General features: G+C 59.2%; 17 protein-coding genes and 3 pseudogenes. 5 read left to right on the forward strand and 15 right to left on the reverse strand.

Going from position 1 to position 21,455, the window contains the following annotated elements; all coding sequences use genetic code 11:
• Positions 1–11: 11 nt before the first annotated feature.
• Positions 12–938, reverse strand: coding sequence for a hypothetical protein (locus ACVWW1_RS41925; protein ID WP_456659926.1), 927 nt, complete (start codon positions 936–938; stop codon positions 12–14).
• Between the two features lie 1,262 nt (positions 939–2,200).
• On the opposite strand from ACVWW1_RS41925, the gene ACVWW1_RS41930 reads away from it, so the two are divergent.
• Entirely contained in the window at positions 2,201–2,713 is a 513-nt protein-coding gene (locus tag ACVWW1_RS41930; protein WP_456659927.1) for a hypothetical protein, read from the forward strand.
• A gap of 375 nt (positions 2,714–3,088) precedes the next feature.
• On the opposite strand, the gene hemN is transcribed toward ACVWW1_RS41930, so the two are convergent.
• Together hemN and ACVWW1_RS41940 are read right to left on the reverse strand one after the other, a co-directional pair.
• The gene (gene hemN, locus ACVWW1_RS41935; RefSeq protein ID WP_429032881.1) at positions 3,089–4,423 is read right to left on the reverse strand and encodes an oxygen-independent coproporphyrinogen III oxidase; all 1,335 of its coding nucleotides are present in this window, start codon (positions 4,421–4,423) and stop codon (positions 3,089–3,091) included.
• Between the two features lie 255 nt (positions 4,424–4,678).
• Positions 4,679–4,933, reverse strand: a complete 255-nt coding sequence (locus ACVWW1_RS41940; RefSeq protein WP_456659928.1) for a hypothetical protein — start codon at positions 4,931–4,933, stop codon at positions 4,679–4,681.
• 15 nt (positions 4,934–4,948) lie between these two features.
• Here ACVWW1_RS41940 and ACVWW1_RS41945 point away from each other — a divergent pair, with 15 nt between their 5' ends.
• On the forward strand, positions 4,949–5,107 hold the full coding sequence (locus tag ACVWW1_RS41945; protein ID WP_456659929.1) for a hypothetical protein: 159 nt from the start codon (positions 4,949–4,951) through the stop codon (positions 5,105–5,107).
• A gap of 109 nt (positions 5,108–5,216) precedes the next feature.
• Here the strand turns inward: ACVWW1_RS41945 and ACVWW1_RS41950 are convergent, their stop codons facing one another.
• The 6 genes from ACVWW1_RS41950 to ACVWW1_RS41975 form a co-directional block, all read right to left on the reverse strand.
• On the reverse strand, positions 5,217–5,528 hold the full coding sequence (locus ACVWW1_RS41950) for a hypothetical protein (RefSeq protein ID WP_429032886.1): 312 nt from the start codon (positions 5,526–5,528) through the stop codon (positions 5,217–5,219).
• A 381-nt stretch (positions 5,529–5,909) separates the two neighbouring features.
• A complete protein-coding gene (gene tnpC / locus ACVWW1_RS41955; RefSeq protein ID WP_456659672.1) occupies positions 5,910–7,562 on the reverse strand; it encodes an IS66 family transposase in 1,653 nt (550 codons plus the stop codon).
• A gap of 45 nt (positions 7,563–7,607) precedes the next feature.
• Positions 7,608–7,955 (reverse strand): IS66 family insertion sequence element accessory protein TnpB, encoded by a 348-nt coding sequence (gene tnpB / locus ACVWW1_RS41960; RefSeq protein WP_247356782.1) that lies wholly within the window; start codon positions 7,953–7,955, stop codon positions 7,608–7,610.
• On the reverse strand, positions 7,952–8,347 hold the full coding sequence (gene tnpA, locus ACVWW1_RS41965; protein ID WP_456659930.1) for an IS66-like element accessory protein TnpA: 396 nt from the start codon (positions 8,345–8,347) through the stop codon (positions 7,952–7,954). The genes tnpB and tnpA overlap by 4 nt, the downstream gene beginning before the upstream one ends.
• Positions 8,348–8,369: 22 nt before the next feature.
• Positions 8,370–8,861 (reverse strand): hypothetical protein, encoded by a 492-nt coding sequence (locus ACVWW1_RS41970; protein WP_456659931.1) that lies wholly within the window; start codon positions 8,859–8,861, stop codon positions 8,370–8,372.
• Positions 8,862–9,352: 491 nt separating this feature from the next.
• Complete coding sequence (locus ACVWW1_RS41975; protein WP_456659932.1) at positions 9,353–9,604, reverse strand: hypothetical protein; 252 nt, start codon at positions 9,602–9,604, stop codon at positions 9,353–9,355.
• Between ACVWW1_RS41975 and ACVWW1_RS41980 the strand changes: the two genes are divergently transcribed.
• The 3 genes from ACVWW1_RS41980 (at position 9,603) to ACVWW1_RS41990 (ending at position 13,273) form a co-directional block, all read left to right on the forward strand.
• The gene (locus ACVWW1_RS41980; protein WP_456659933.1) at positions 9,603–9,788 is read left to right on the forward strand and encodes a hypothetical protein; all 186 of its coding nucleotides are present in this window, start codon (positions 9,603–9,605) and stop codon (positions 9,786–9,788) included. The genes ACVWW1_RS41975 and ACVWW1_RS41980 overlap by 2 nt on opposite strands.
• Positions 9,789–11,799: 2,011 nt before the next feature.
• Positions 11,800–12,048, forward strand: a complete 249-nt coding sequence (locus ACVWW1_RS41985) for a hypothetical protein (RefSeq protein WP_456659934.1) — start codon at positions 11,800–11,802, stop codon at positions 12,046–12,048.
• A 499-nt stretch (positions 12,049–12,547) separates the two neighbouring features.
• Complete coding sequence (locus ACVWW1_RS41990) at positions 12,548–13,273, forward strand: LuxR family transcriptional regulator (protein ID WP_429032987.1); 726 nt, start codon at positions 12,548–12,550, stop codon at positions 13,271–13,273.
• Positions 13,274–15,325: 2,052 nt separating this feature from the next.
• Here ACVWW1_RS41990 and ACVWW1_RS41995 read toward each other — a convergent pair.
• From ACVWW1_RS41995 to ACVWW1_RS42020, 6 genes and pseudogenes are all read right to left on the reverse strand, one after another.
• A complete protein-coding gene (locus tag ACVWW1_RS41995; RefSeq protein WP_456659935.1) occupies positions 15,326–15,571 on the reverse strand; it encodes a hypothetical protein in 246 nt (81 codons plus the stop codon).
• 1,005 nt (positions 15,572–16,576) lie between these two features.
• Positions 16,577–17,182, reverse strand: a pseudogene (locus ACVWW1_RS42000) (LLM class flavin-dependent oxidoreductase).
• A 432-nt stretch (positions 17,183–17,614) separates the two neighbouring features.
• Positions 17,615–18,883, reverse strand: a complete 1,269-nt coding sequence (locus ACVWW1_RS42005) for an IS256 family transposase (RefSeq protein ID WP_456659936.1) — start codon at positions 18,881–18,883, stop codon at positions 17,615–17,617.
• Positions 18,884–18,946: 63 nt separating this feature from the next.
• Positions 18,947–20,006: pseudogene (locus ACVWW1_RS42010) on the reverse strand (IS630 family transposase).
• A gap of 62 nt (positions 20,007–20,068) precedes the next feature.
• Positions 20,069–20,323: pseudogene (locus ACVWW1_RS42015) on the reverse strand (transposase); the annotation flags it as partial.
• Positions 20,324–21,165: 842 nt separating this feature from the next.
• Complete coding sequence (locus tag ACVWW1_RS42020; RefSeq protein ID WP_456659937.1) at positions 21,166–21,387, reverse strand: hypothetical protein; 222 nt, start codon at positions 21,385–21,387, stop codon at positions 21,166–21,168.
• Positions 21,388–21,455 lie beyond the last annotated feature (68 nt).

Raw genomic sequence — 21,455 nt, forward strand, 5'->3', positions numbered from 1 at the left:
GGGATTCTCGGTTATCTGGGCATAGGGCCCACATCTGGACTGATCGAGCGCTGGACGGAGACTTTGTTGTACAAGCGATCGTCAAAATTGTACTTCAGGTTGACCGCCGGCGTGGGTGCGGCATTGGTGCTCATCCCTGCCTGGAGCAAGGCAGACATGTTCGATCCTGTAATCCCTCCGAACAATGTGCCGGTGAACTCATTTTGATTTCTCAGATAACCAAGTTTGAGTTCGAGTTTTCTGTCGAAGAAAGTTTGGTAGTAGGCGAGCGTATTGAGTCCCACTCTATCCGGCCCCGGACGATCCCATGTCGAGTACTGCTGCTCGGCTCCTACGACAATCTGGCCATCGGGAATACCAAACCGGCTGAGATCGTAGGTGAGGATCAGAAAGTTCGCCGAAGCAAATGTCGGATTCTGGCCCATATAGAGCTGGTTTGCGATAGTGCTTCTGGCTGCATTCGGCAGCTGGTTGTTTGCAAAGGTGTTATGTGTCCAGCCGATATAGCCGATGCCGACATCCGCCAGCGCGGATCTAACGCCGCCCGTGTCCTGGTCAATCGTATCGGCAGGGCCAGGTATGTTGAGCCACATCCCTTTTTCACGCAGATTATCGTAGCTTGCGAAGGGGTCGATCGTCTTTTGCGCTCTCGTCCGAGCAATCCTGTCGGCATTGCTGCGCTTTGCGAGAGGCATATCGGGACTTGCGGCTGGCGCCAAGGCACGGGGGCCGGTTGCCTGACCGATCAGGCCGGTCGGGAACCTTGTGGCCCGATCGGAAGCCCTTTGAGTTCTGCTTTTGCTGGCCTGATCCGCAGCGTCGCTCTTGGGCTCAAGCTCGTTAGCGGTTTGTGCCGGCGCGGAATTGCCGACCAGGCAAGCCGCCAGTGAAAGTGCGATAGAAAGCCCACGTTGCTTCCCGGTCGGTCGAAAGTTCAAAGCAAGTGCTGCCGTTGCCCAGTATGTCTGAGGCGATGTCGTCCTGGGACGGCAATCAGGCATAGTGTACTTCTGGTCCGTGTCTGCTAGCCATGAATGGGTTGAACTCCGGCTTGATTGGCCCCGAGTGGACACCCAACTGTTCGCGTGAGAGGGCGGGGGGTGTCGCCCTAAAATAAGAGGCCGTCGATCTCGGCGAGATCCGCTTAGTCTTCGTGGATTTCGTCACTCGCGGGCGCGACCATGGTCTGCAACCTGTTTGTGCATCATGCGCCGTCGCGCGGAGCGAGCGGCGCGCTGGATCGGCGAGACGCTGACGACGAGCGTGCGGAGCCTCGCTGTCTTGCCACCAAGACATCGCGAGCGAACGCTTTGCTCGGCCATTGGGTAGAGGAGTGTGGCGCGGCCGGGCATCTTGGTGGAAGGCGTCTTTCTCGACGAAACGGCGGTCGGCAAAAAGCAGGGCTCGCTGTGCGCGAGGCGTGGCTTGATGAAGCTCCGTTGGAATCGTGATCACCGCGAGAGGAGACGATTGATAGGCGCGAAGCCCAGAGAGCGTTGCAAGCTGTTCTGTCGGCGATCGCACCACAACGTCCCATCATGGTGGCACGGGAGAACGGACGAATTACCCTTCGAGCAGCTTTGATGGCTGCGAGCGAGCAGTTGGTAAATCCATCGGCTCCGTTGGCGCGGTCAAATCCGTCTTGCATTCCGAGTCCTTGACGTGCGCGGCGTTCGTTGCTCCCGCTTGCCAGTGCCCGTCATCTCGAGCAACCTGCCGAGATTGGTAGTTGCCCATTTGCAATCCTTGCCGGTCCAATCTGGCATTGTGGCTCGAGCGCTCAGCGCTCGCGCTTTGCGTGGCGCGTCCCGGATGAAGTTGCTGGACACGGTAAGGCGGAAGGCGGAGAGCTCCATCGCGAAGACACTTCAGTGGCCGGCTCGCATTCGGGCGCCGGCAAGGTAAGAAAATCTGCAAGGGGTCTTCTGAATGACGGGAAAATGCTGCGACATCGCCGACGAAGACGAGAGCTATTACTCATGGGTGGCATTATGATCCAGGTGTCCCGCGCAAAATCTCTGTTTGCGTTGCTCAAGAAGTGGCGCTTCATAGGACCCAAAAGGGGCTCAAACCATCGGGGGAGATTGCGAAGAATGATTCTGTCGACGCTCGCTTCGCCCTGGAGCGATGAGCATCGCAAGCTCTCGCGTCGACCAAACAAGCGTATCGGAATGGGGATGTTGGGCGAGGGACGATGGGGATGATTGATCAAGCGGCCGCTTCGGATTTGCCGCCGCTCTTGCACGGCCCCTCAAGACCCATTTTCCGGGTTTCGGTGCTCGTACTTGTCCTTCTCGGCTCGTGTGCTGCTGGCGCATGGTTTTGGGCCAACCTCGAGGTGTTTGTCGAGACGCCGGTAGCCCGCCAAGTCGCTTCAACGATGGGCCTGTCAATGGAGGACAGGGCATCCCTGTCCGAAATAAAATGGGCACAGCAGAAGGCTGGCGATGAGATCGCAGAACTCAACCGCCGGATCGATGCCCAGCGGGAGGACCTCAAAGGGATCCTGGATCAGATCACCGTGCTGACGTTGCGGATCGTCTCGTTGCAGAATCTGGCACCTGTCACTTCTGCTCCTTTCGTTGCTCCTTCGTCGCCGGCCCAGGCGGTTTCGAGCCCGGCCAGGAAACGCCTCGGGCGGTCCAAACTACAGGGAGCTGTTTCCGTCGGAGGCGCGCCAGTGATCGCACGACCGAAGGTAGGCGAGCTTTGATCTCTCGGAACGCTACAGGCATGGTCGAGTCCCTGGCTGCGCTCGAAGGGGTGGGCCGTAGTCTCGCAAAGCGCCTTGTGGCCGTAAGATACCCGAAGCTTGCGAGGGCGCCGGCGTCCCCAAGGGCGCGTTCGCCCAGGACGTCACCATCGTTCGAGAGCACTCTGGGGCAGGTAGGCAGACCGCATGATCGAGGCACGGCCCTGCACGGCGGAATCCGCCGCGCCGCTAATCAGCCCTCGGCCTTACCTGAAAGATCGTGTCATCCCAGTGCACTGCATCCTCGAAATCTCGGCTGGCTGCCGGAGTCGCTTCTTCGATCGCTTGTTCGCGAAGAGTTCTTACGTTGCGGACCTGCTCATATGCGTGGCTTTGTCAATAGGGTATGCGGTCGAGGTAAGCGTCGAACGCGGCGGCAACTGCGCGAATGACAAAACGGTGCTCCTGCTTGACGCGGATGAAACCCCCTTTGATGTCCACTATCCCGTCGTCAGCAAGCATTCCCAGGCGGTCAGCTGAATCGAGAAAGGGAATCGGATCAAATCCGTGGGCAGCGCAGATCGCCGGTACGTCGGCCTGGAAATCGCACATCAGACGCTCGATGATTGCGGCCCGGAGGCGATCTTCAGCGGTGAGGCGGTGGCCTTTTGAGGTTGCCAGACGGCCAGCTCTGATGTGTTGGTTATAGGAAGCGGTTGCGATCTCGTTCTGGACGTAACCATTCTGCAGCCGGCCGATGGCCGACGGACCGAATCCGATCACGGTCTTGCACGTATCAGCCGAATAACCCAGGGAGTTGCGGCGCAGCTGACCGGCTTTCTGCGCCAGCGCGAGCTCGTCGTCCGGCAAGGCGAAATGGTCGAGCCCGATTTGGCGGTAGCCGGCGGAGACCAGCGTATCTGCCATGGCCGCGGCTTGCTCGGCACGGGCAACGCTGTCCGGCAGCGCCGCCTCGTCGATCTGGCGCTGACGTTTCATATAGGAGGGAACGTGGGCATAGCCGAAAACGGCCAGCCGGTCGGGCCGCATGGCCACGGCCGTCCTCGCGGAATTTACGCAGGACTGTACCGTCTGATGCGGCAGTCCGAAGAGGAGGTCGAAGTTGATGCGGCTAATTCCATGCTGGCGAAGGCTTTCGACGGCAGAAGCCACCTGCGCCTCGCTTTGCAGGCGGTTGACTGCCCTTTGAACCATGGGGTCGAAGCTTTGCACGCCGATGCTCGCGCGGCCGATCCCGGCCGCTCCTAAGGTTTCGGCCATGTCGGCCGTGAACGCGCGCGGGTCGATCTCGATAGCGAGGATAGCCGATTTGCTAAACGCGAAGCAGCTGCGCAGCAGCTCCATCAAGGCCAGGAAATCCGCGGGCGCGATAGTGGTCGGCGTTCCGCCGCCGAAATGCACGTCGTTGACGGGCAGAGAGCGCGGCGCTTGTTCTGCGACCAAACGAATTTCCTCCCGCAGCACCGCCAAATAATTGCGGATCGGCCGTTCGCTGCGAGCGAGGCTCGTGGGGAAGCCGCAATACCAGCAGATCGAGCGGCAGAACGGAACGTGCAGATAGAGCGATACGGGTTCGTCGGGTGGCAGCCGACTCAACCATGTCTCACAAGTCTTGGCGGCGACCGTCGCGGAGAAATCCGGTACGGTTGGGTAGATGGTGTACCAAGGCACGCGAGCATCGCAATACTTGTTCAGGAGTGAAGTCTGCAAGGCTTAACTTTCCCATGCTCATACAGTATAAAGCTGGCCGATGCCGTCTCCTCTGTCCTTGCGCTATGTCAACGCGCCGCCCATTTTGTTCATAAGATCGGGGGTCCATCTCTCGATGTGCCCGCCAGCGGGCGGATGAGCGACAGAGCGCGGCAGCGAGAGCCGCTCGCTGGCAATCATTTGGATGCTGGTGGCAGAATGAACTCCCCACATCAGCATGGCTGAAGCGACTAGAGGTCCCCGCGCGCGCCAGTTTCAGCCGTCGACGCGCCTGAGCACCTCCTTGGCGGCATCGGCGATGGCGTGGACGCCGATGGTCACCAGGCGCTTGGCATTCTCCAGATGAGACTGACTTGGCGATCGCCTCGCAATAGAGCACTCGTTTAAGAATACATCGATGTTCCAGTGCTCGAGCCGGGTGGGCTCCTCGCGTTCGCGCGCTTCGGGAGTCGCCGCAATGCCATTGCCGGGTGCCTTGCTACGCGCGAGAAAGAAAATGTTCAGTATCACCACGAGATCGGACAGATGGATCGCGCGATCGCGCTGGTCGAGGTCGCGCTAGAACCGGGCCTGCAGATTGCCGGCGAGTGCCGCCCTTCGGTCTTTAACCCGATGACGAGGCCGAACGCCCCCTGTTCGACGACAGGACGGCCGTATTGCCTGACGCGAATGGAGGCGGCATAGAGCGATGGCTCGGTACTATCCCGGTCCGTCGTGGTCCGTGAAAAATGCAGATAGGTCTGAGGGATCGGAAAAAGTCATCTGGATAAAGTATCCACGGCGCGGTGCACTTTCACGGCACGCCGAAGAGTGCCGGCTGATCGCCCGTTTCGTGGTTCGAAGGCGCAAGCCGAAAATCGCACCTGTTTTTCGGGAAATAGGAGATCTCGTCGCGTACCGCGAGTCTCGCGCCAAAGGCCTGATTAAAGAAGTCAGGCGTGATGTTTTCAGCGGCCTTGATGTTTGCAGCTTGATACTTCTGGACCTCAACGTGTTGATAAACGGCGCCGCCCGCCCGGCGAGCCAATCTGCGCTTGGCAGCGCCGAATACGAGCTCGTCCAGCAGAGCAGGGCCGCGTGAATCTCTTTCAACCACAACGCTCACGCAGTATCAGATGTGGTTCGATTTATGGCCGATCTCCTGCGCTTGGCTTCATCTCATCGAAGACGAGATCTTCGACAGATTCCAGCCAATTTAGTTGCTTGTGCTCTGCTGTAAGAAAGTTCCCGAACTGAAGTATCGATTTGCCTTGAGGTGCTACGCTCGCAATTTTCGGTGCCGCCGCCGATTGCCTCTGCTCCGCGCTATTTATCGTAATTAGCCTTTTTTTGGAATCTGCCCCACGAGCGCGCGAGCAGTGTCGAGACATGTTTCCTGCTCATGTTCCCATCCGGGCTTGATGTCGAGCGTACGCATACGACGAAGGCCGCCCGATTGACGCATGCGCGCGGGGGCCGGGTCGGCTATGATGGCGCTGCGTGAAGGTTAGGCAGCTTGCTGATCGTTGGGGTCGTCGGCTTGGCGCGGGAGCTTCCATTCCCAGGGCAGCAGTTCGTGCAGACGCGAAGCGGGAAGATCGGCGATCCGGGCGAGGACGTCGGAGAGCCAGGCTTTAGGATCGACATCGTTAAGACGACAGGTGGTGATCATTGTCAGCATGATGGCGGCGCGTTCGGCGCCGCGCAGGCTGCCGGCGAAGGTCCAATTGCGCCTTCCCAAAGCGATGCCGCGCAACGCTCTTTCGGCGGCGTTGTTGCTGAGGCAGATCCTGCCATCGTCGAGGAAGCGGGCAAAGTCGGCCCAGCGCCTGAGCATGTAATTCATGGGCTTCAGGACCTCGGAGGAGCGCGAGAGGGTTTCGCGCTCGCGCAACAACCAGGCGTGCATGTCCTCGAGAAGCGGCTTGCTCTTTTCCTGGCGCACGGCGCGCCGCTCGTCGGCGCCGCGGCCGTTGATGGCGCGCTCGATCTCGAACAACGCATCGAGGCGTCTGACCGCCTCCAGCGCGATCGGAGAGACCGGTTTGCCCTTCTTACCTTCCCGGGCATTTTTCTCGATGTCAGCCAGCTCGAAGAAGCCCCGCCGCGCGTGGGCAAAGCAAAACGCCGGCGTGATCGGCAGCACCTTCTTCTGCGGGTCGAACAACGGCTCGAAGCCGTTGTAGCAATCGGCTTGCAGGATACCGGCGAAGGCGGCCAGATGCTTCTGGGGATGCTCGCCTCGTCGGTCGCTCGAGGCGTAATAGACCGCCGCCGGCGGCGCAGGCCCGGCGAAGGGCCGGTCATCCCGCACATAAGTCCAGATCCGCCCGGTCGTGCACTTGCCCTTCGCCAAGATACGGATGGTGGTGTCATCGCCATGAAGGCGCTCGGACGCGAGCACATGGCGTTCGATCAAGTGGAAGAGCGGCATGACGGCGAAGGTCCCGTGGCCGACCTGGTCGGCCAGCGTCGATAACGGCAGGTCGATCCCCTCGGCCTTGAAGCGCGCACTCTGGCGGTTGAGCGGGATATGCATGCCGAACTTGTCGAACAGGATCGTCGCCAGCAATTGTGGGCCGATGAAGCCGCGCGGCGTGGCGTGGAACGGCGCGGGCGGCTGGCTGATCTTCTCGCAATCGCGGCAGGTGAACTTTTCCCGCACCGTCTCGACGACCTTGAAGCGACGCGGGATCTCCTCCAGCGTCTTGGTCACATCCTCGCCGATCTTCGCCAGCCGCGATCCGCCGCAGCAGGCGCAGGTCGTCGGAGCCTCGATAACGACGCGCTCGTGTTCGATGTCGTCCGGCCAGGGCTTGCGTACCGGTCGCTTGCGCGTGAAGGCGCGGACTTTCTGCGCCTTCGCCGCCGCGGCCTGCGCGGCAAGCTCATCCTCGCTCGCCGTGGTGACGAGTTCTTCGAGCTCCAATTCCAACTGCTCGATCAGCCGCGCCGTGCGCTCGGAGCGCTGCCCGTACAGTTCGCGTTTGAGCTTTTCGATCCGCAGCTCGAGATGCGCGATCAGCGCCGCGTTATCCGACAGCTCCGCCTGCGCGCTGGCAGCCATCGCCTCGGCTCGCAGCCGGGCCTCACGCTCGGCCTGCAGCGCTGCCAGGGCACTGACAAGATCCGATGGAAGGTCCTCCGGCTTCGATATCATGAAGCCATTGAATCAGATCAAGCAGCAGATTCAAACCCAAAACAGCTATCCGACCCGCGTCGGACGCTGGGTTTCTTGCGGGTTGCGCCAATCGATTCCGGACAACAGGTAACTCATCTGCGCCGGCGAGATCGTCACTGCATCGCCCGCAACCGAAGGCCAGATGAACCGCCCTCTCTCTAGTCTTTTGGTGAACAGACATGCTCCCTGGCCATCGTGCCAGATCACCTTCACAAGATCGCTTCGGCGACCGCGGAAGACAAACAGATGACCGCTGAGCGGGTCCTTGCGCAGCACCTCCTGCACCTGGAGTGCCAGCGACGGAAAGCCTCGGCGCATGTCCGTGTAGCCTGTCGCAAGCCACACTCGTGCGCCCGTCGGAACCGGGATCATCGGCGTACCAAAGCATCGAGAACGCGACGTAGTGCGTCTCCATCAACGTCGCCATCGACCCGGATGCGGTGCCCGCTACCAAGATCTATCTCGATGATACCCAGGCTCTTCCGTCGACGCGTCGTCGTCAGTGGCGCTTCGGCCACTTCCCGCGGCGGCACAGACGGCCCAATCTCGACCGGCACGAACGGCGCTATACTCGCTTCACCGTGCTTGCAAAGCTCTTTGCGCCACCTGAACAGCTGGCTTACATGAAGGCCAGCCATGCGAGCCACCTCGGAAACACTGGCTCCGGGCTCGAGCGATGCTGCAACAAGCCGTTCCTTCTCATCCTGCGACCACCGGCGCCGCCGCTCGACCGATGTGATCACCTCCGCCCTCGAAATCGTCATAGCGCTTCTCCTAGGATTACCCCTAGGACCTGCAGCGTTCGCGTCCGTCAAACAAGGCGGCCCTCAACGGAGGAATACTGTCGAGCTCTGCAAGATCGGCTTTCAGGTGGTCGAGGCGGATGCTGTTGACACGTTGAAGGAGGTCATTCTTCTTCGAATCGACTGCACCTAAATTTGCGACGAGGGCGTCGCCGTCGATGTTCTTGACGACTGCGAGATCGAATATGTCACGAAGCTTCAGCATCGTCGCCCGATGGCACATCTTCTTGAGCGCGATTTCGACCGGAGGCTCGACCATAATCTTGCCTTCCATCGCGGTCGAATTGACGTCAGGTCGAATTCTCTTTCGACAGGATAAAGGCCCGAAAATGCGTCGCTGACGATGAAGTCGATTTTCACCCTCGGGATATCTGAGCTTGAGATAGTGGGCGGCCTGTCCCATTCGGTGCAGTTCCACACGTCGGTGGGTCTCTGGTGACAACAAGGCAAGATATTGGGTCGTCGATGAACGCATCAATGTCCCGACTCAGCCGGTGATCGGCGCAGAGCATGAGGGCTCTGCTGCCGCCGCCCAGCACCCAATCGGGGACCGGCTGGCGCCGCTGCTTGAGGTCCGAGAGCCCGTCGAGCGTTCGACCAAGCAGTTTACGCCAGCCCTTCCAGTGCGCTCTCGAGTGCAGGACTGCTTTCGGCGGTGGCCGACTTGATCGATCCATAACAGGCAGCCAGGTGGTGGATGGGAATAGCGTGGAGCCGAGCAAACTCTAAAACAAGCTCGGGCCGCACTTCCGTAAGAACATTACAACATGTGCGATCCAATTTTGCCAATCCATCGAGGTGATGCACGCCACACGATCGATCGCACTCATCGTTCGGCGGTATCGAGCGTTCGTGGTGCCGAGAACGAGTTGATTGAAGTTATTTGGTCTGCAGGCGCGATTGGAAGAGCGTCGGACGTTGTCCTCGGATTTCGTCGCGGGACCTGCGGGTCCGCCCTCCTCTGCATCAGAACCAAGCGCCCGCGCGAAGCCGCGCTGGCGATGCTCGAGCTGCTTCAGGATGATGACGTCGTTGGCGAGAATCCGACAGTGCGTTCCGACCAACCGGGAAAGGGAGTTCGCCCGAATCCATCCGCCGATAGACCAGCGGCCGTGAGATGCCGAGAATTTCGGCCGCCTTCTCGGGCGAGATCTCGGGGTCTGATTTGAGAAGGAGAACCTCACCTGTTTCAGCCAGCGCTGTGAGAATGCTTTTCATGGCACGTAGCAGGGACGGCGGCATTTCTGCCGCAAGTGGCATCAGCGTTGATGAGGAAACGACCACCGTGTTCGAGCATCGCGGCGCGGTCCAGAAAGTTGGCTTCCTTACACGTCTTGTCGCGATCGCTACCTTCAATCTTCAGGCGGTCGAAGTTTCTACCACCAGCGATCTCAATCTGTAATAAACGAAACACACGTAATATCTGAGAGATCGCTGACAAGGGCAATTCGTGCTCTTTACCGTCGAATTCGGGAGCCCAACCGACCATCGACTGCCGCCAGCATCGCACAAACTGCATTTGCGCTCTGGCCCGAGCCTCTCCAGTTTCGCTACGATCGTCTTAATGTGAGCGAAGGAACTGCAACTGGCGCTTCGGAGGCCACCAGGCAAAAGCACCAAGATCGAAGTTCGCTGCGAAAATGAACGTCTTGATCATCCATGATAACGTTGAGCGACGAGATACTTTCGCGCGGCCCCGCCAACCGCCTGTTGCGCTGCGAGCGGCGGGTACGATCCAGCCATCTCGTCTCATCGCAGCGAGGCATGTCTAGTGCAAGTCCGCGAAGCGAGTCGCCATGCGCAGCACCGCTCCGGCCGATGCCACGAGCAGCATACACCCCGTTCCAAGCCTGGCGGTGTCGGGACAAGAAGTTGCCTGTTAGGTGAAACCGCCGAGTGCGAGATGGTACAACCTGACGTTACGTGAGATTCAAGTCGCTATGAGCCGTGCATGAAAACATTTTTGGCTCCACGCTAAAAGAATGGATGAGCCTCAGTTCCGCCACGCTGCTTGTTTCATTTCCGCAAGCATCGTCACGGATGTACTGATGATGTTGGGGCGGGCCCGGCGCACTTCCAACCCCTGCAAAGTGCGTCGGGGCGCCTTGCTTCGGCAGCGTTCCGTCGCCAAATCCAAGCAGCGCGCCAATTCACAACCAGGTTTCAGGCCCGGACTTATCGCGAAGACGAGCCGGCCAGCTTTCTCACATGTGGACACTATCTGCGCTAGTTTGTTCTGCTTCAGCACTTCATGTCATTTGTTTCTGCGATCGCTCATGCAGCTATCGATGCTCGCGAGAGCCCGCGCAATTATGCAGTGCGGGTCCTCATTGGCGATGCCAGATCAATCCGATGCACATGCAGCTCTCACTGTTTCGCACGGGCCGCCAAGTGAGGCGTCGATCATCCCGTCCGTCTCGGTGCCAACGGCATCAAGTGGAAGATCCCGAGCGTTGGCGCAGGACGAGGTTAGAACGATCCCACAAGTCCAGCTGATTGAGGTCGATCCACAATGCGCCAGCAAACGCCGTTCTGGTTCTGCAATGGCGCGAAGGCGTCGAACTCGTCAGCGGGGCGCGTCGGGTGAACGGATGGGGCGCGGCTGATTTCATAAGAGACGTGCGCGGACATTTGACTGCTTCGTGGCGGTGCGGCTCTTTGCCGCGCCTTCATCTTTCGCCAGTTTCGAATTGATTGCGACCTCCTGGCGCCCAGCACGTCATTATCCCTGACATCTCCATAACGAGCGGGCCGCAAGCATGGACCTAAGCTAACTTGCTCAGAACCTTGATTGCGAAGGCTTGCAGACCGTCTTCACCAAGCTTCTCGACATAGTTGACGCGCGAGCCGGCAACGAGATTGGCGCGGCCTTCTGCGTGTTTTCGGGTCAGAGTTGGAAGGCTGCGGCAGGCGCACTGGCGAGCTGGAGGCCAAGAGAGACCCGAGGCGCCCGTCGCTATAGAGCTGCACTCTCCCTGATCAAGGTCAACTAGTGCCGCGGCTCGCGCAAATCGCGCTGTCGCGTTTCCTCCCGATGTCATAATTGCTTCAATGCGCTGAATGCACGGAACCGAACGTCCGCCTTTCAAGCCCTTGTCGGGACGTTTGATTCTCGCGAACCCAAAAGTTGGTACGACACTTGCTGTTGTGATCCCACGTTCTCTCCCTTCTGGAGATGCGCATGCAAAGTGTCCTCTGCATCAAGCACGTCTCGCGACTCCGCGTATCTCCCGTTGCGCCCCCGACGCGGCCATTATCTACCCCTTCGGTTCATTTGCGCTCGCCCTGCCCAATGGACCCGCTCAGACGCCGGGCAATCATGCTGGGCGGTTACCTTCCGCGTCGACTGGTCCCTGTTGCTCACCGAGCGCGTTCTCGATGCCGGAAGGCGGAGGAACAACCACAGGCTTGCGATGCCCATGCGCAAGATGGGGCAGAAAAATGACGCTCGTGTCGTGTTCGCCGGCAGGGTCGATGCCGATACCCCGCAGGTCGAGCTCGGCCGCGCCAATCGCGTCAGCGTGCTCTACCTCACCTGGATCGCGAAGGTCAGCGCCCAGGACCTCCTCGTGCTCGGCGTTGAGACAAGGCGAAGCGCTCTTCGGGCAGAACCCCGGCGTCCTGCAATCCAATCTGAGAAGTGTCGATGTCGTAGCCGCTGATGTTGTTTGGTGCCTATCGCCAACTGAGTCTCCAGGGGACGTCGGATCGTGTCCGATCGGCTGGTCGGACAGCTCGGCCAGACCAGCCGTCAGATCTTCTGTCACTGCCGCTATTGACGGGACAATTGCGCGTCAGCTCGGCATCGAGGGCGCCGACCATCAACACAGACGACGCCGCGGCGATTTTCGGTTTCGCCAGTGCGTCATCGGCGCTCCGGACAGATCACATTGAATGGGCATCGGCGCTGTGGCTTCGGCGTGCAGCCTCCGACGAAAGATAGCGGCGGCACCCCGCCTGTGTGATGGGGATGATCACGCGCCGCAGCTGACGGCAGGCAACGAATTCGGCAATGACGTCTGACGCAGCATGCGAGCGCTGCAGAGTTCACGAAGAGCAAACCCAAGAGTTCAGGTCATGCAATGGAACTTGGCTCCGCCTGAAACAAGCGTAATCGAACGCCGTGACACCGACCTTAATCGGCGTCCTGAGGCGCCCACCATGGACCTTTTCTGCTTCACTGAATGCGCAAACCAGACGCATTCGCTCAGAGCACTATTCGAGCTTCTTGTAAGCTGTGCGACCGAAGAGGGCTTCAGTGAAGTGGCTTACAGCGCCCTCAACTTCATCGAGCCACTTCGGTTGGCGGAGTATCCACCCCCGACCGTGGCTGTGAAGTGGCCGCCAGAGTGGTGCGACCGATACTTCAAACGCAAATACCATACTATCGATCCGGTGGTCCGGCGGACCCCGATGCTTTCAAGGCCGTTTTTGTGGGATCAACTAGCCGACCACTATCAACTTCAACCCGACGAGAAGCGTGTACTGGACGAGGCGAGAGAGGCAGGACTGAAGCATGGCATGAGCGTGCCATTGTTTGGTCCCCTGGGCCGAGTATCTGTGGTGTCGTTTGCATCGCCGTCCGATGATACTGATCCTCAGGACCGCATCGGTCATCTTAACGCACTGGCCTGGCACTTTCACACCGCCTATGGCGAGATCGCTCGCCCCTGCAATAATAGCGGTGAGAAAAAAGTTGCACTATCGCAACGGGAGATCGGTTGCATGCGGTGGGTGTCAGAGGGCAAATCGTCTTGGGAAATTGGGAGGATACTGCAAATCAGCGAGAATACAGTCAATTTTCATATCAAGAATGCGATGCGAAAGCTGGGCGCGACCAGCCGGATCCAGGCGATCGTTATGGCCATTCGCCTCAATGTTCTCTAAATTCTTGGGCAAGCGCCAACTGGCTAAATTGCTGCTCCCTGCCTCTGGCAAGTCTCAGCATGATACTATCTACCGAAACTGCAGACGCAGCGCTCCGTCGAGACAACCGATATTAAATCTCACGCCGCGTCAGGTTGTTGAGCTCCGTAAACGTCGATGACGTGTCGGATCAACTGACTTGGAGCGCCACCGTTGGAGGCCCCGGGGACGTCGTGCCATCCAGCCAGTGATCTAGCTTGGACCAGCTCGAGCCTGGTGCTTCGGACAGTGCAGCAGGGGGGCCGTTGGAAGTGCCTGAGGGAAGAGCCCCCACCGATGGTCGGGGCTCTCGATTCACCGCCGCGTGGCGATCACTATTGGGCAAACACCGGACCGAACTTGTAACTGAGTCGTGCCGTGATGAGCTCGACGTCCCGGCGGATGCGGTCGGCGCCAACGGCTGTTAGAAAGGTTACGTTGCTGCCCTGCATGAACAGGTGGTCGTACTCGACGCCGGCTGACTAGCTCGGTGTGAGGCTGACTTCGATACAGGCGCCGAGCGCGCCGCCCCAGCGCACATCGTTGATTCTGGCAATCTCGGCCTAGCAGCCACTGAGTTGACGTGATAGGTGTTGCTGGTCACCGCGGCACCGCCCTTGGCGTAAAGCAGCACGGCATTGAACGCGTAGCCGATGTGGCCGGTGAGCAAGCCGAAGGCACCTGCCTTGGTACCAATGGTGTCTGCTGGGAAGGCGGTCCTGACATTTGAGCCGCTGAAGTCGGCCCAGTTGCCTTCGATGCCATAGACCGTGTTGAAGATCTGCCAACGATAGCCAATATGGCCTCCGATGGTGCCGCCAGTCGAATTATAGCCGCCCTCGGAAGTGACGCCGTTGAAATCCCAGCGATTGTGGCTCGAGCCCCAGCCACCATTGATACTAACCGGTCAAGTCGTTGACTGCGGGTGCGATCAGCGCGGGGCGCCTTGATGTTGCCGGGCTGCACGGCGAAGTCCGCGCCAAATGCGGGAGCGGCCGCACTGAGTGCGCCGATGCTTGCAGTCAGGGTCATCAAATTCTTCATTTCGAGTGTCGTTCTTTTTGATCCCCGGCACCGTGCGTCTTAACAACATCATTGCGATTGCTGAAACTGCGGCACAAAACTCTTTCGGAAGAAGTGGGTCGAATCGAATGCCGCGTCAGATTGTGGAGCGCGCAACCATCGCCATGCACAGCCTCGAGCGAGGTGCTATGACCTGAGAGGGAGACAACTTCGCAGTGCGGGAAAGGCGAATTCAGATCAAACAACGTTGAAAGGAGCGACAATCTTCAATCGTGCAGCGTATTCCTTCTTAGAGCGTGATCCATTCATGATGACCATATGACGTGCTCGGCTCGCACGTCACTAACGAGCTCCAAAGCCAAGCTCCGCAAGACTTGCCGGTGCTCGGTCCTGTTCAGCGAGTGTCCTCACAGACGAAGAGCGCTGATCAAAACACGCGTTTGGGGGCGATCAAGCTCATCCCAAGTGCACGACGGCGATGCGACCGTTTGCAATCGGAGCTGGCGCGGCGATCACCGATCCAACTCGCAAAGATCTCGACCTTTGGACTAGATGGTTCGACGTTTTGCATGGTGTTCCCTGATCTTGACGCGCTCGGATGGGCACTAAAGATAATGCTCCGAATTACAGCCCGGCTCATTCTTTAGCCATTGTTTTGCTGAGCGTCGCTTGGCGACGCGGCGCACTTGACGAAGCGCCACCTTTGACGTTGGGCAAGTCCGTGCTGGACCAAGGGCAGGAGTATCGCATCCGTCATCTAGCGAAGTAGGGAAGCGCGCCTATGCCGGCTCGTCGCAGCGGTCCTCTGGCTTCGGGCTGACTAAATCTCGCGGGCCGCGAGAGATGCACACGCAACTGTGGTCGAGGACGTGATCGCCTCCAGCGGGCGCAGAATATGAGCGGGGGAAACTCAGCTCGCACACGACCAATCCCGGCTTTTGTCTGCTGCATAACACCGCAGCGAACCGTAATGAAGCCGGTCTTTCCCGCAAGTTGAGGTACCGGGGAACCCTATTGCTTGGGCGACGACGCCAGTTCGGCGCGTAAATTGCGTATTGCCTCGTTTGCAAGATGCACTGTATTCCGCTCGCCGTTCCTTACCGAACGCTCCAGGAAAGCGCGCAATCGGCTATGAAGGACCGTCTTGAGATTGTGCGCCAGGAACGGATCCTTTTCAACAAAGCGCCACGCCTTGTCAAACGCAACGCTCACGAGAGCCTCTAGCGCTTGGACTTGTTCGGATAAGGTCTGGTCCATCTCAAAACTCCACTCGAGGTCCAGATACGAGGCGTGTGGGCTGGCCCAGCACGTAAGAGGTCGGGTCGCTCGCGTATCGAGCTGCTCTCGGCCCTACACTGACGATTATATAGGCGCTTGTTGAAGTTCGGATGACCGGGCGTCTTTATGCCACACTCAAGTCGAATGGCTCTGCATCGCGTGAAATAGACATACGTTGTCGCATGCTTCGCCGCCGGATTTCACGTGTTGTCTGGAGTCGATCAATAGCGGTAGCTCTTCTAGGCAATCGGAAGATCGGTCGTGCTAATCGCTGCTACAACGACATCGCGCAGTGACCGTTCAGCACCTTTCGCAGCCTCAAGATAAGGAGCGTTCTAACCGCAGTACTGTCCGCTTATTGTGATCCTTGGTTTCCAGTCGCGTGGCATATTTCGGACACTGCTCGTCTGCTTTCCGACATGTGTCTGCGGCGTGCGGGCGTTCTGTTGTTCGATTCTTGCGCGTTGCCCTGTGCGTTTGGTGCCGCGTCTCCTCCAGGCCGGGGGCACCGGAGAAGAGGGTGGCGAGGCGCACTTCAGCCGGCGACATCGGTCGAGTGGCCGGCAGACGGTGCTCGAGGCGGCGCTCCGGTGTCCTTATTTTGGTCTGTGGACCGTCACCTGAGCAAGGCAGGTGGCCCTGATCGTAGGCCGATACGCGTTTTCGGCAGGACGGCCGATGATAGACGGAGGTCGCGATGCGCGGTCCACATTATCAGCCAAAGCTAGCCATGATTTCGGATTGGATTGTGGTTGCGGTGTAGAGAGAAACCTCCAGCGGAAGGTTCCCGAATGCAAGCTGGCAAAGCAGGTAGTTGGCACCTGCTTCCTCCATCTGATCAAGAAGAAGCTATCGGACGGAAGCCGGCGTTCCGACGACGCACAATTCGCTCTCAAGCGCTGCATCGAAGCTCAGCGCCAGGGTAGGCGGTGTCGGAATGGCATTCAGCTAGTAAAGGAATTTAAAGCGCTCCAGCCATCTTCGCTAAGCAGTTTCGGCGGCCGCATGAGCGTCTTGGTCAGACTGCGCAATCACGATCATGCGAACCAGCCCAAGAAACGGCTCTCGCCCGTCCGCGGTTGCATTGTGCGCTCGATGGGAGCGGAACGCATCCGTAACATTTCGGACAACACAGGAGTGGCCTATGCAAGCCAGATTGGCACCATTTGCAGCGGCCCAATGTGCCGACTCGGCCCGATTACTCGCGATCCAGGTTGGCGGATATGGACGCTGATGAGGCCTCAAAGTTAAAGGAATCTTGCTCAGCTCAAAATGGTGTCCCTGATAGGATAACGTATGCCATTCAGCGCAATATTGAGGATTTCGCTGGCCTCCTTATAACGGCCTGGCGCCGCGTCCGCACTGATGCCGAAATGGCTCCATTCGATCGGCTCCGACACCGATCTCGAGCCTGCCGCCGCTCAATTGGTCAAGCATGCAGATCTCTTCGAATGCGCGCAATGGATGATAGAGGTTGAGCAACAGGACAAGCGGACCAACGCGCAGTCTCAAGGTGCGTTGCGCGACGCTTGATAGGAACAGAGTTGGCGACGGCCCTCTGCCATGTGGCGTGCAGTGGTGCTCGGCCAGGTGATAAGCCTAAAAGCCCAGAGAATCGCATACCTCCGCCAACATGAGACGATCTTCGTATCGTCGTGCGACATCGCGGCCGTCGTCGTCCAAGTGGTCGAAAATGCCGCAGGTTAGTCTTGAAGGGCAGGCCGCTTTTCACTCGATCATCTCCGATTGTAGGACGGGAGTCCTGGTTGCTTCATGCCGTCGCGCTCGAAGACAGTTTCGTGCGTCATTTGACCGCCTAGGGTCGTTCTCTTCGGGGACGTCGCTCTGAGCTTGCACGACGTGATTGGGTCATGAGGAGCTGCAGATGGCGGTCCCGACCACTAGTGTTCTGACTCATTCATTTGCATCCGGCTTTTGCGATCGCGAGCGCTTTTTTGGCTCTGCGGTGCTTTGCAAGGATGGACTTGGCGGAGCTATGCGGAATTGTGGGTGACGAGGCGATCAGGCGGCGTGGTTTGCCGGCATGTGGATGACCTCGATGCCGTCGTTGAATCTGACACCTGCAATCACCTTCGGCAACTGAGTTGTGCCTTTGAGCCGCCGCCAGGTCTTTGATGCGGCGATAACCAGCTTGAACACCATCAGCCTGGCGGTCGTTGACGACAGCGATCCTTTCGTCCGCACGGTTCTGTGCCGCACGGTCGCGAACACGCTTTCGATGGGGTTGGTCGTGCGCAAGTGATCCCAATGCTCGGCCGGGAAGTCGTAGAAGGCCAGCAGCGCGTCGCGGTCCTTGGCGAGGCATTCGACCGCCCGGCCGTACTTGGCGCGGTATTTCTCGGCGAAGACATCGATCGCCGCTTCGGCGGCCGCCCGGTTCGGCGCCCAATAGACCTCGCGCAAATCCTTCTTCATGTTGGCCTGCACCGAGAGCGGGACCTTGTCCAGGACGTTCACGGTCTTGTGCACCCAGCAGCGCTGGTGCCGCGTGCCGGGAAAGACTTCGTCAAGCGCCTTCCAGAAGCCGAGCGCGCCGTCACCAACGGCAATTTCCGGGGCGATTTGCAGCCCGCGTTGCTTCACGTCGATCAGGAGCTCACGCCAGCTCTGCGTGCTCTCCCGGACGCCGACCTGAAAGCCAATCAGCTCCTTCTTGCCTTCCGGCGTCGCGCCGATCAGCACCAGCATGCACTCGCCGTGGTCTTCCATGCGTGCCTGCAGGAAGACGCCATCGGCCCACACATACACGTAGCGTCGCGCCGACAGATCGCGCTTTTGCCAGCGCTCATACTCGCCCTGCCACTCGGCCGTCAGCCGGGAGATGACCGCCGGCGACAGGTTCGGCGCGTCCTTGCCCAGTAGGGCCGTCAGCGCCTCCTGAAAATCGCCCGTCGAGATGCCGCGCAGGTACAGCACCGGCAAGAGCGCATCCAGGCTCCTGGTCCGCCGCGCCCACAGCGGCAGAATCGCCGAGCTGAAGCGGATCCGCTCGCCGTCACCGGCCGCTCCGCGGTCCCGAATCTTCGCCCGCGCGACCTCGACCGGTCCGATGCCGGTCGCAATCGTTCGGGCCGGGCCGTAACCATGCCGCACGACACGGGCGCGTCCGTCGGCAAGCTTCAAATCCTTCACCGTGGCAAGAAACGTCTCGACTTCGATCTCCACGGCCTGCGCCAGAAGCTGCCGCGCTCCGGCTCGCAGGATATTGGTCAGTGGATCGTCGATCTCGTCGGGCTGACGAAGGGCAACAATATTGCTAGTCTCGTTCATGGCGTATCGCTCTCCTTGAGAGGTTCTGGCAGGCTCGACACCCGCCTCGATACGCCGCCTATCTCAGGCCGTCATCACCCAGCTTCCCGCATAGCTCGATTTGGCGCTGGCGGTCCACTTGAAGGGCTTTGGGTTTTGGTTTCGATGCTCGAATCCACTCGTCAATCGTGGTCTTGAGTTCGGTGACGTCGTTGAAGGTTCCTCGCCGGATGCGCTGGCGAGTGATTTCGGCGAACAGCCGCTCGACGAGGTTGAGCCAGGAACAGGATGTCGGCGTGAAGTGCAGTGTGAAGCGTTTGTGTCGCGCCAACCAGCGCTTAACGGCCGGCGTCTTGTGGGTGGCGTAGTTGTCGAGGATCAGGTGCAGATCGAGATGTGCGGGCGTCTGGCGGTCGATGGTTTTCAGGAACGACAGGAACTCGTCTGCCCGATGGCGCGCCAGACATTCGCCAATGACCGTACCGGCCGCCACATCGAGCGCGGCGAAGAGCGTTGTGGTGCCGTTGCGCTTGTAATCATGGGTCATCGTGCCGGCACGGCCCTTTTTCAAGGGCAAGCCCGGCTGCGTGCGGTCGAGTGCCTGGATTTGGCTCTTCTCATCGACGGAAAGCACCAGCGCCTTCTCCGGCGGATCGACGTACAGGCCGACGATGTCCTCGACCTTCGCGACGAAGTCGGGATCGTTGGAGATCTTGAAGCTGCGCACGAGATGCGGCTTGAGGCCGTGTTCGGCCCAGATGCGCTGCACGCTCGTGTGGCTGATGCCCATTTCTTCCGCCATCGATCGCACGCTCCAGTGCGTGGCATTGGCGGGGCGTTCCTTCACGGTCTTCTCGACGACCTTGAGCTTCATGGCAGCGCTGAGTGGCTTTCGGCCAGGCGGCTTGGAGCGGCCCTTGACCAGACCACCGATGCCGGCCTCCGCAAAATAGTCCTGCCAGCGCCAGACGGTGGTCTTCGAAACCCCGACCTCACGCATAATCGCCACGACACCATGTCCGTCCGCCGTCATCAGCACGATCCTCGCTCGCTTAGCGATCTTCTGAGCCGTGTTTCCATCGGTGAGCAGATGCTCCAGTTCCCTGCGAACCTTGCGATCAAGTACAATCAAGTCATTTCCCATGCCGCGAGTGAATCATGTTCGCGACAAGTTGGGATTCAAATGTCAGTGACAGAACACTAGTCTGATAGCCGCTCGCGAAGCGCCGCCACAACGAGCATGTGCTCGACCATAAGCTTCTTGAGATTCGCGTTCTCATCTTCCAGGGCCTTCAACTGCTTGGCCGCAGAAACGTCCATGCCGCAGAACTTGGCTTTCCAATTGTAGATCGCAGCTTCAGTGGTCCCGTGCGTGCGAGCTAAATCAGCTGCTTTCGCGCCAGCCTCAAGCTCCTTCAATATCGCGACAATTTGCTCTTCCGTGAATCTTGATTGCTTCATCGGTCCGCCATTCTTTGGGCCGGACTTGCACTCCAGCTGGAAGAAATACTCAATGAGAGGTCATCTGCCGCACGCTCTAGCATGAAGCGCGTGTCGGAAGGCGTTACAGAAAGCTCGAGTTCAGCGAAGTCGGCTGCAACTGCCTGGCGTTCATGCCGGATAGGCCGACGGTTGTCCTCGAGAGCACAACGATGTCCAGGGATGCGGAGGCCGATGGTATGGCTGATCACATTCATGTTGAAAACATTCTGGATCTTGTAAAGCCACCCGATTGGTGCCTCGCCATGGGCGGCCTGGCGGCTGTTTGCCTCAAGGTGAAGTCGTCCCTTGGATATCGGCAGTGCCGTTCGATGGCGGCAACCAGTGAGCCTTGCATTAGGGCGTCGGGCAGCGGGAATGGGTTCTCATTGATGTCGGGGTATGGCAGAACGACCAACGGGCGACCACCGGAGCGCCATGGAAGCATACAGTTTGCAGTGTTTCGCAGCACGTGGACTCCCTAAAGTTTCGTAGTGCAAGTGCATTTGTCAGCATGCGAGCTCGATAGAGAAATTGTCGCTGCAAATCGAGTTTCATAGCTACTGTTGTGTGAAGCATAACCGCGAGCACTTCGCGACAGCGCCCATCAAAACCGCTGCAGACAGGATGGATGAGCTGATTTGAAGAAGAAGCCGATGAACCAACGCGGCCAACATCGGCCGATCAAAAGGCTTGGCAAGGACGAGTAGCAACACTGAGCCTTGGCACGGGTACTATCTGTCTATCATCGGACGTAGCTCCTCCTCGCCGACATCGGGTAGCGCTACGTGTCAGTTCCGGCACTGCTGGTGATGTCCCAGAACTCAGAAGTCATCAACGTTCGCCATGACGATGAGGCCGGCAGCTGCGTCTGACGACTGGCTTACGATCAGTCCAATTTCGGTGTGATTTCCGCCGATATAGGCGACCCCACCCCATCCTTCTTGGAGTCTTGAGACCAGCGCCGCATAATCCCTTTCGCCGGTTACATCGGCTTTGCCGAATGATGTGTGCACCCGATCTCTGAAGCTGTGCCGCAACCACATCGGCAATGCCCTTACCCGCGGACGCAGAAGAGAAGCGCTGCACTTGCAGCTGAAGCGTAATGCCCATT

Source organism: Bradyrhizobium sp. JR3.5 (assembly GCF_054057015.1).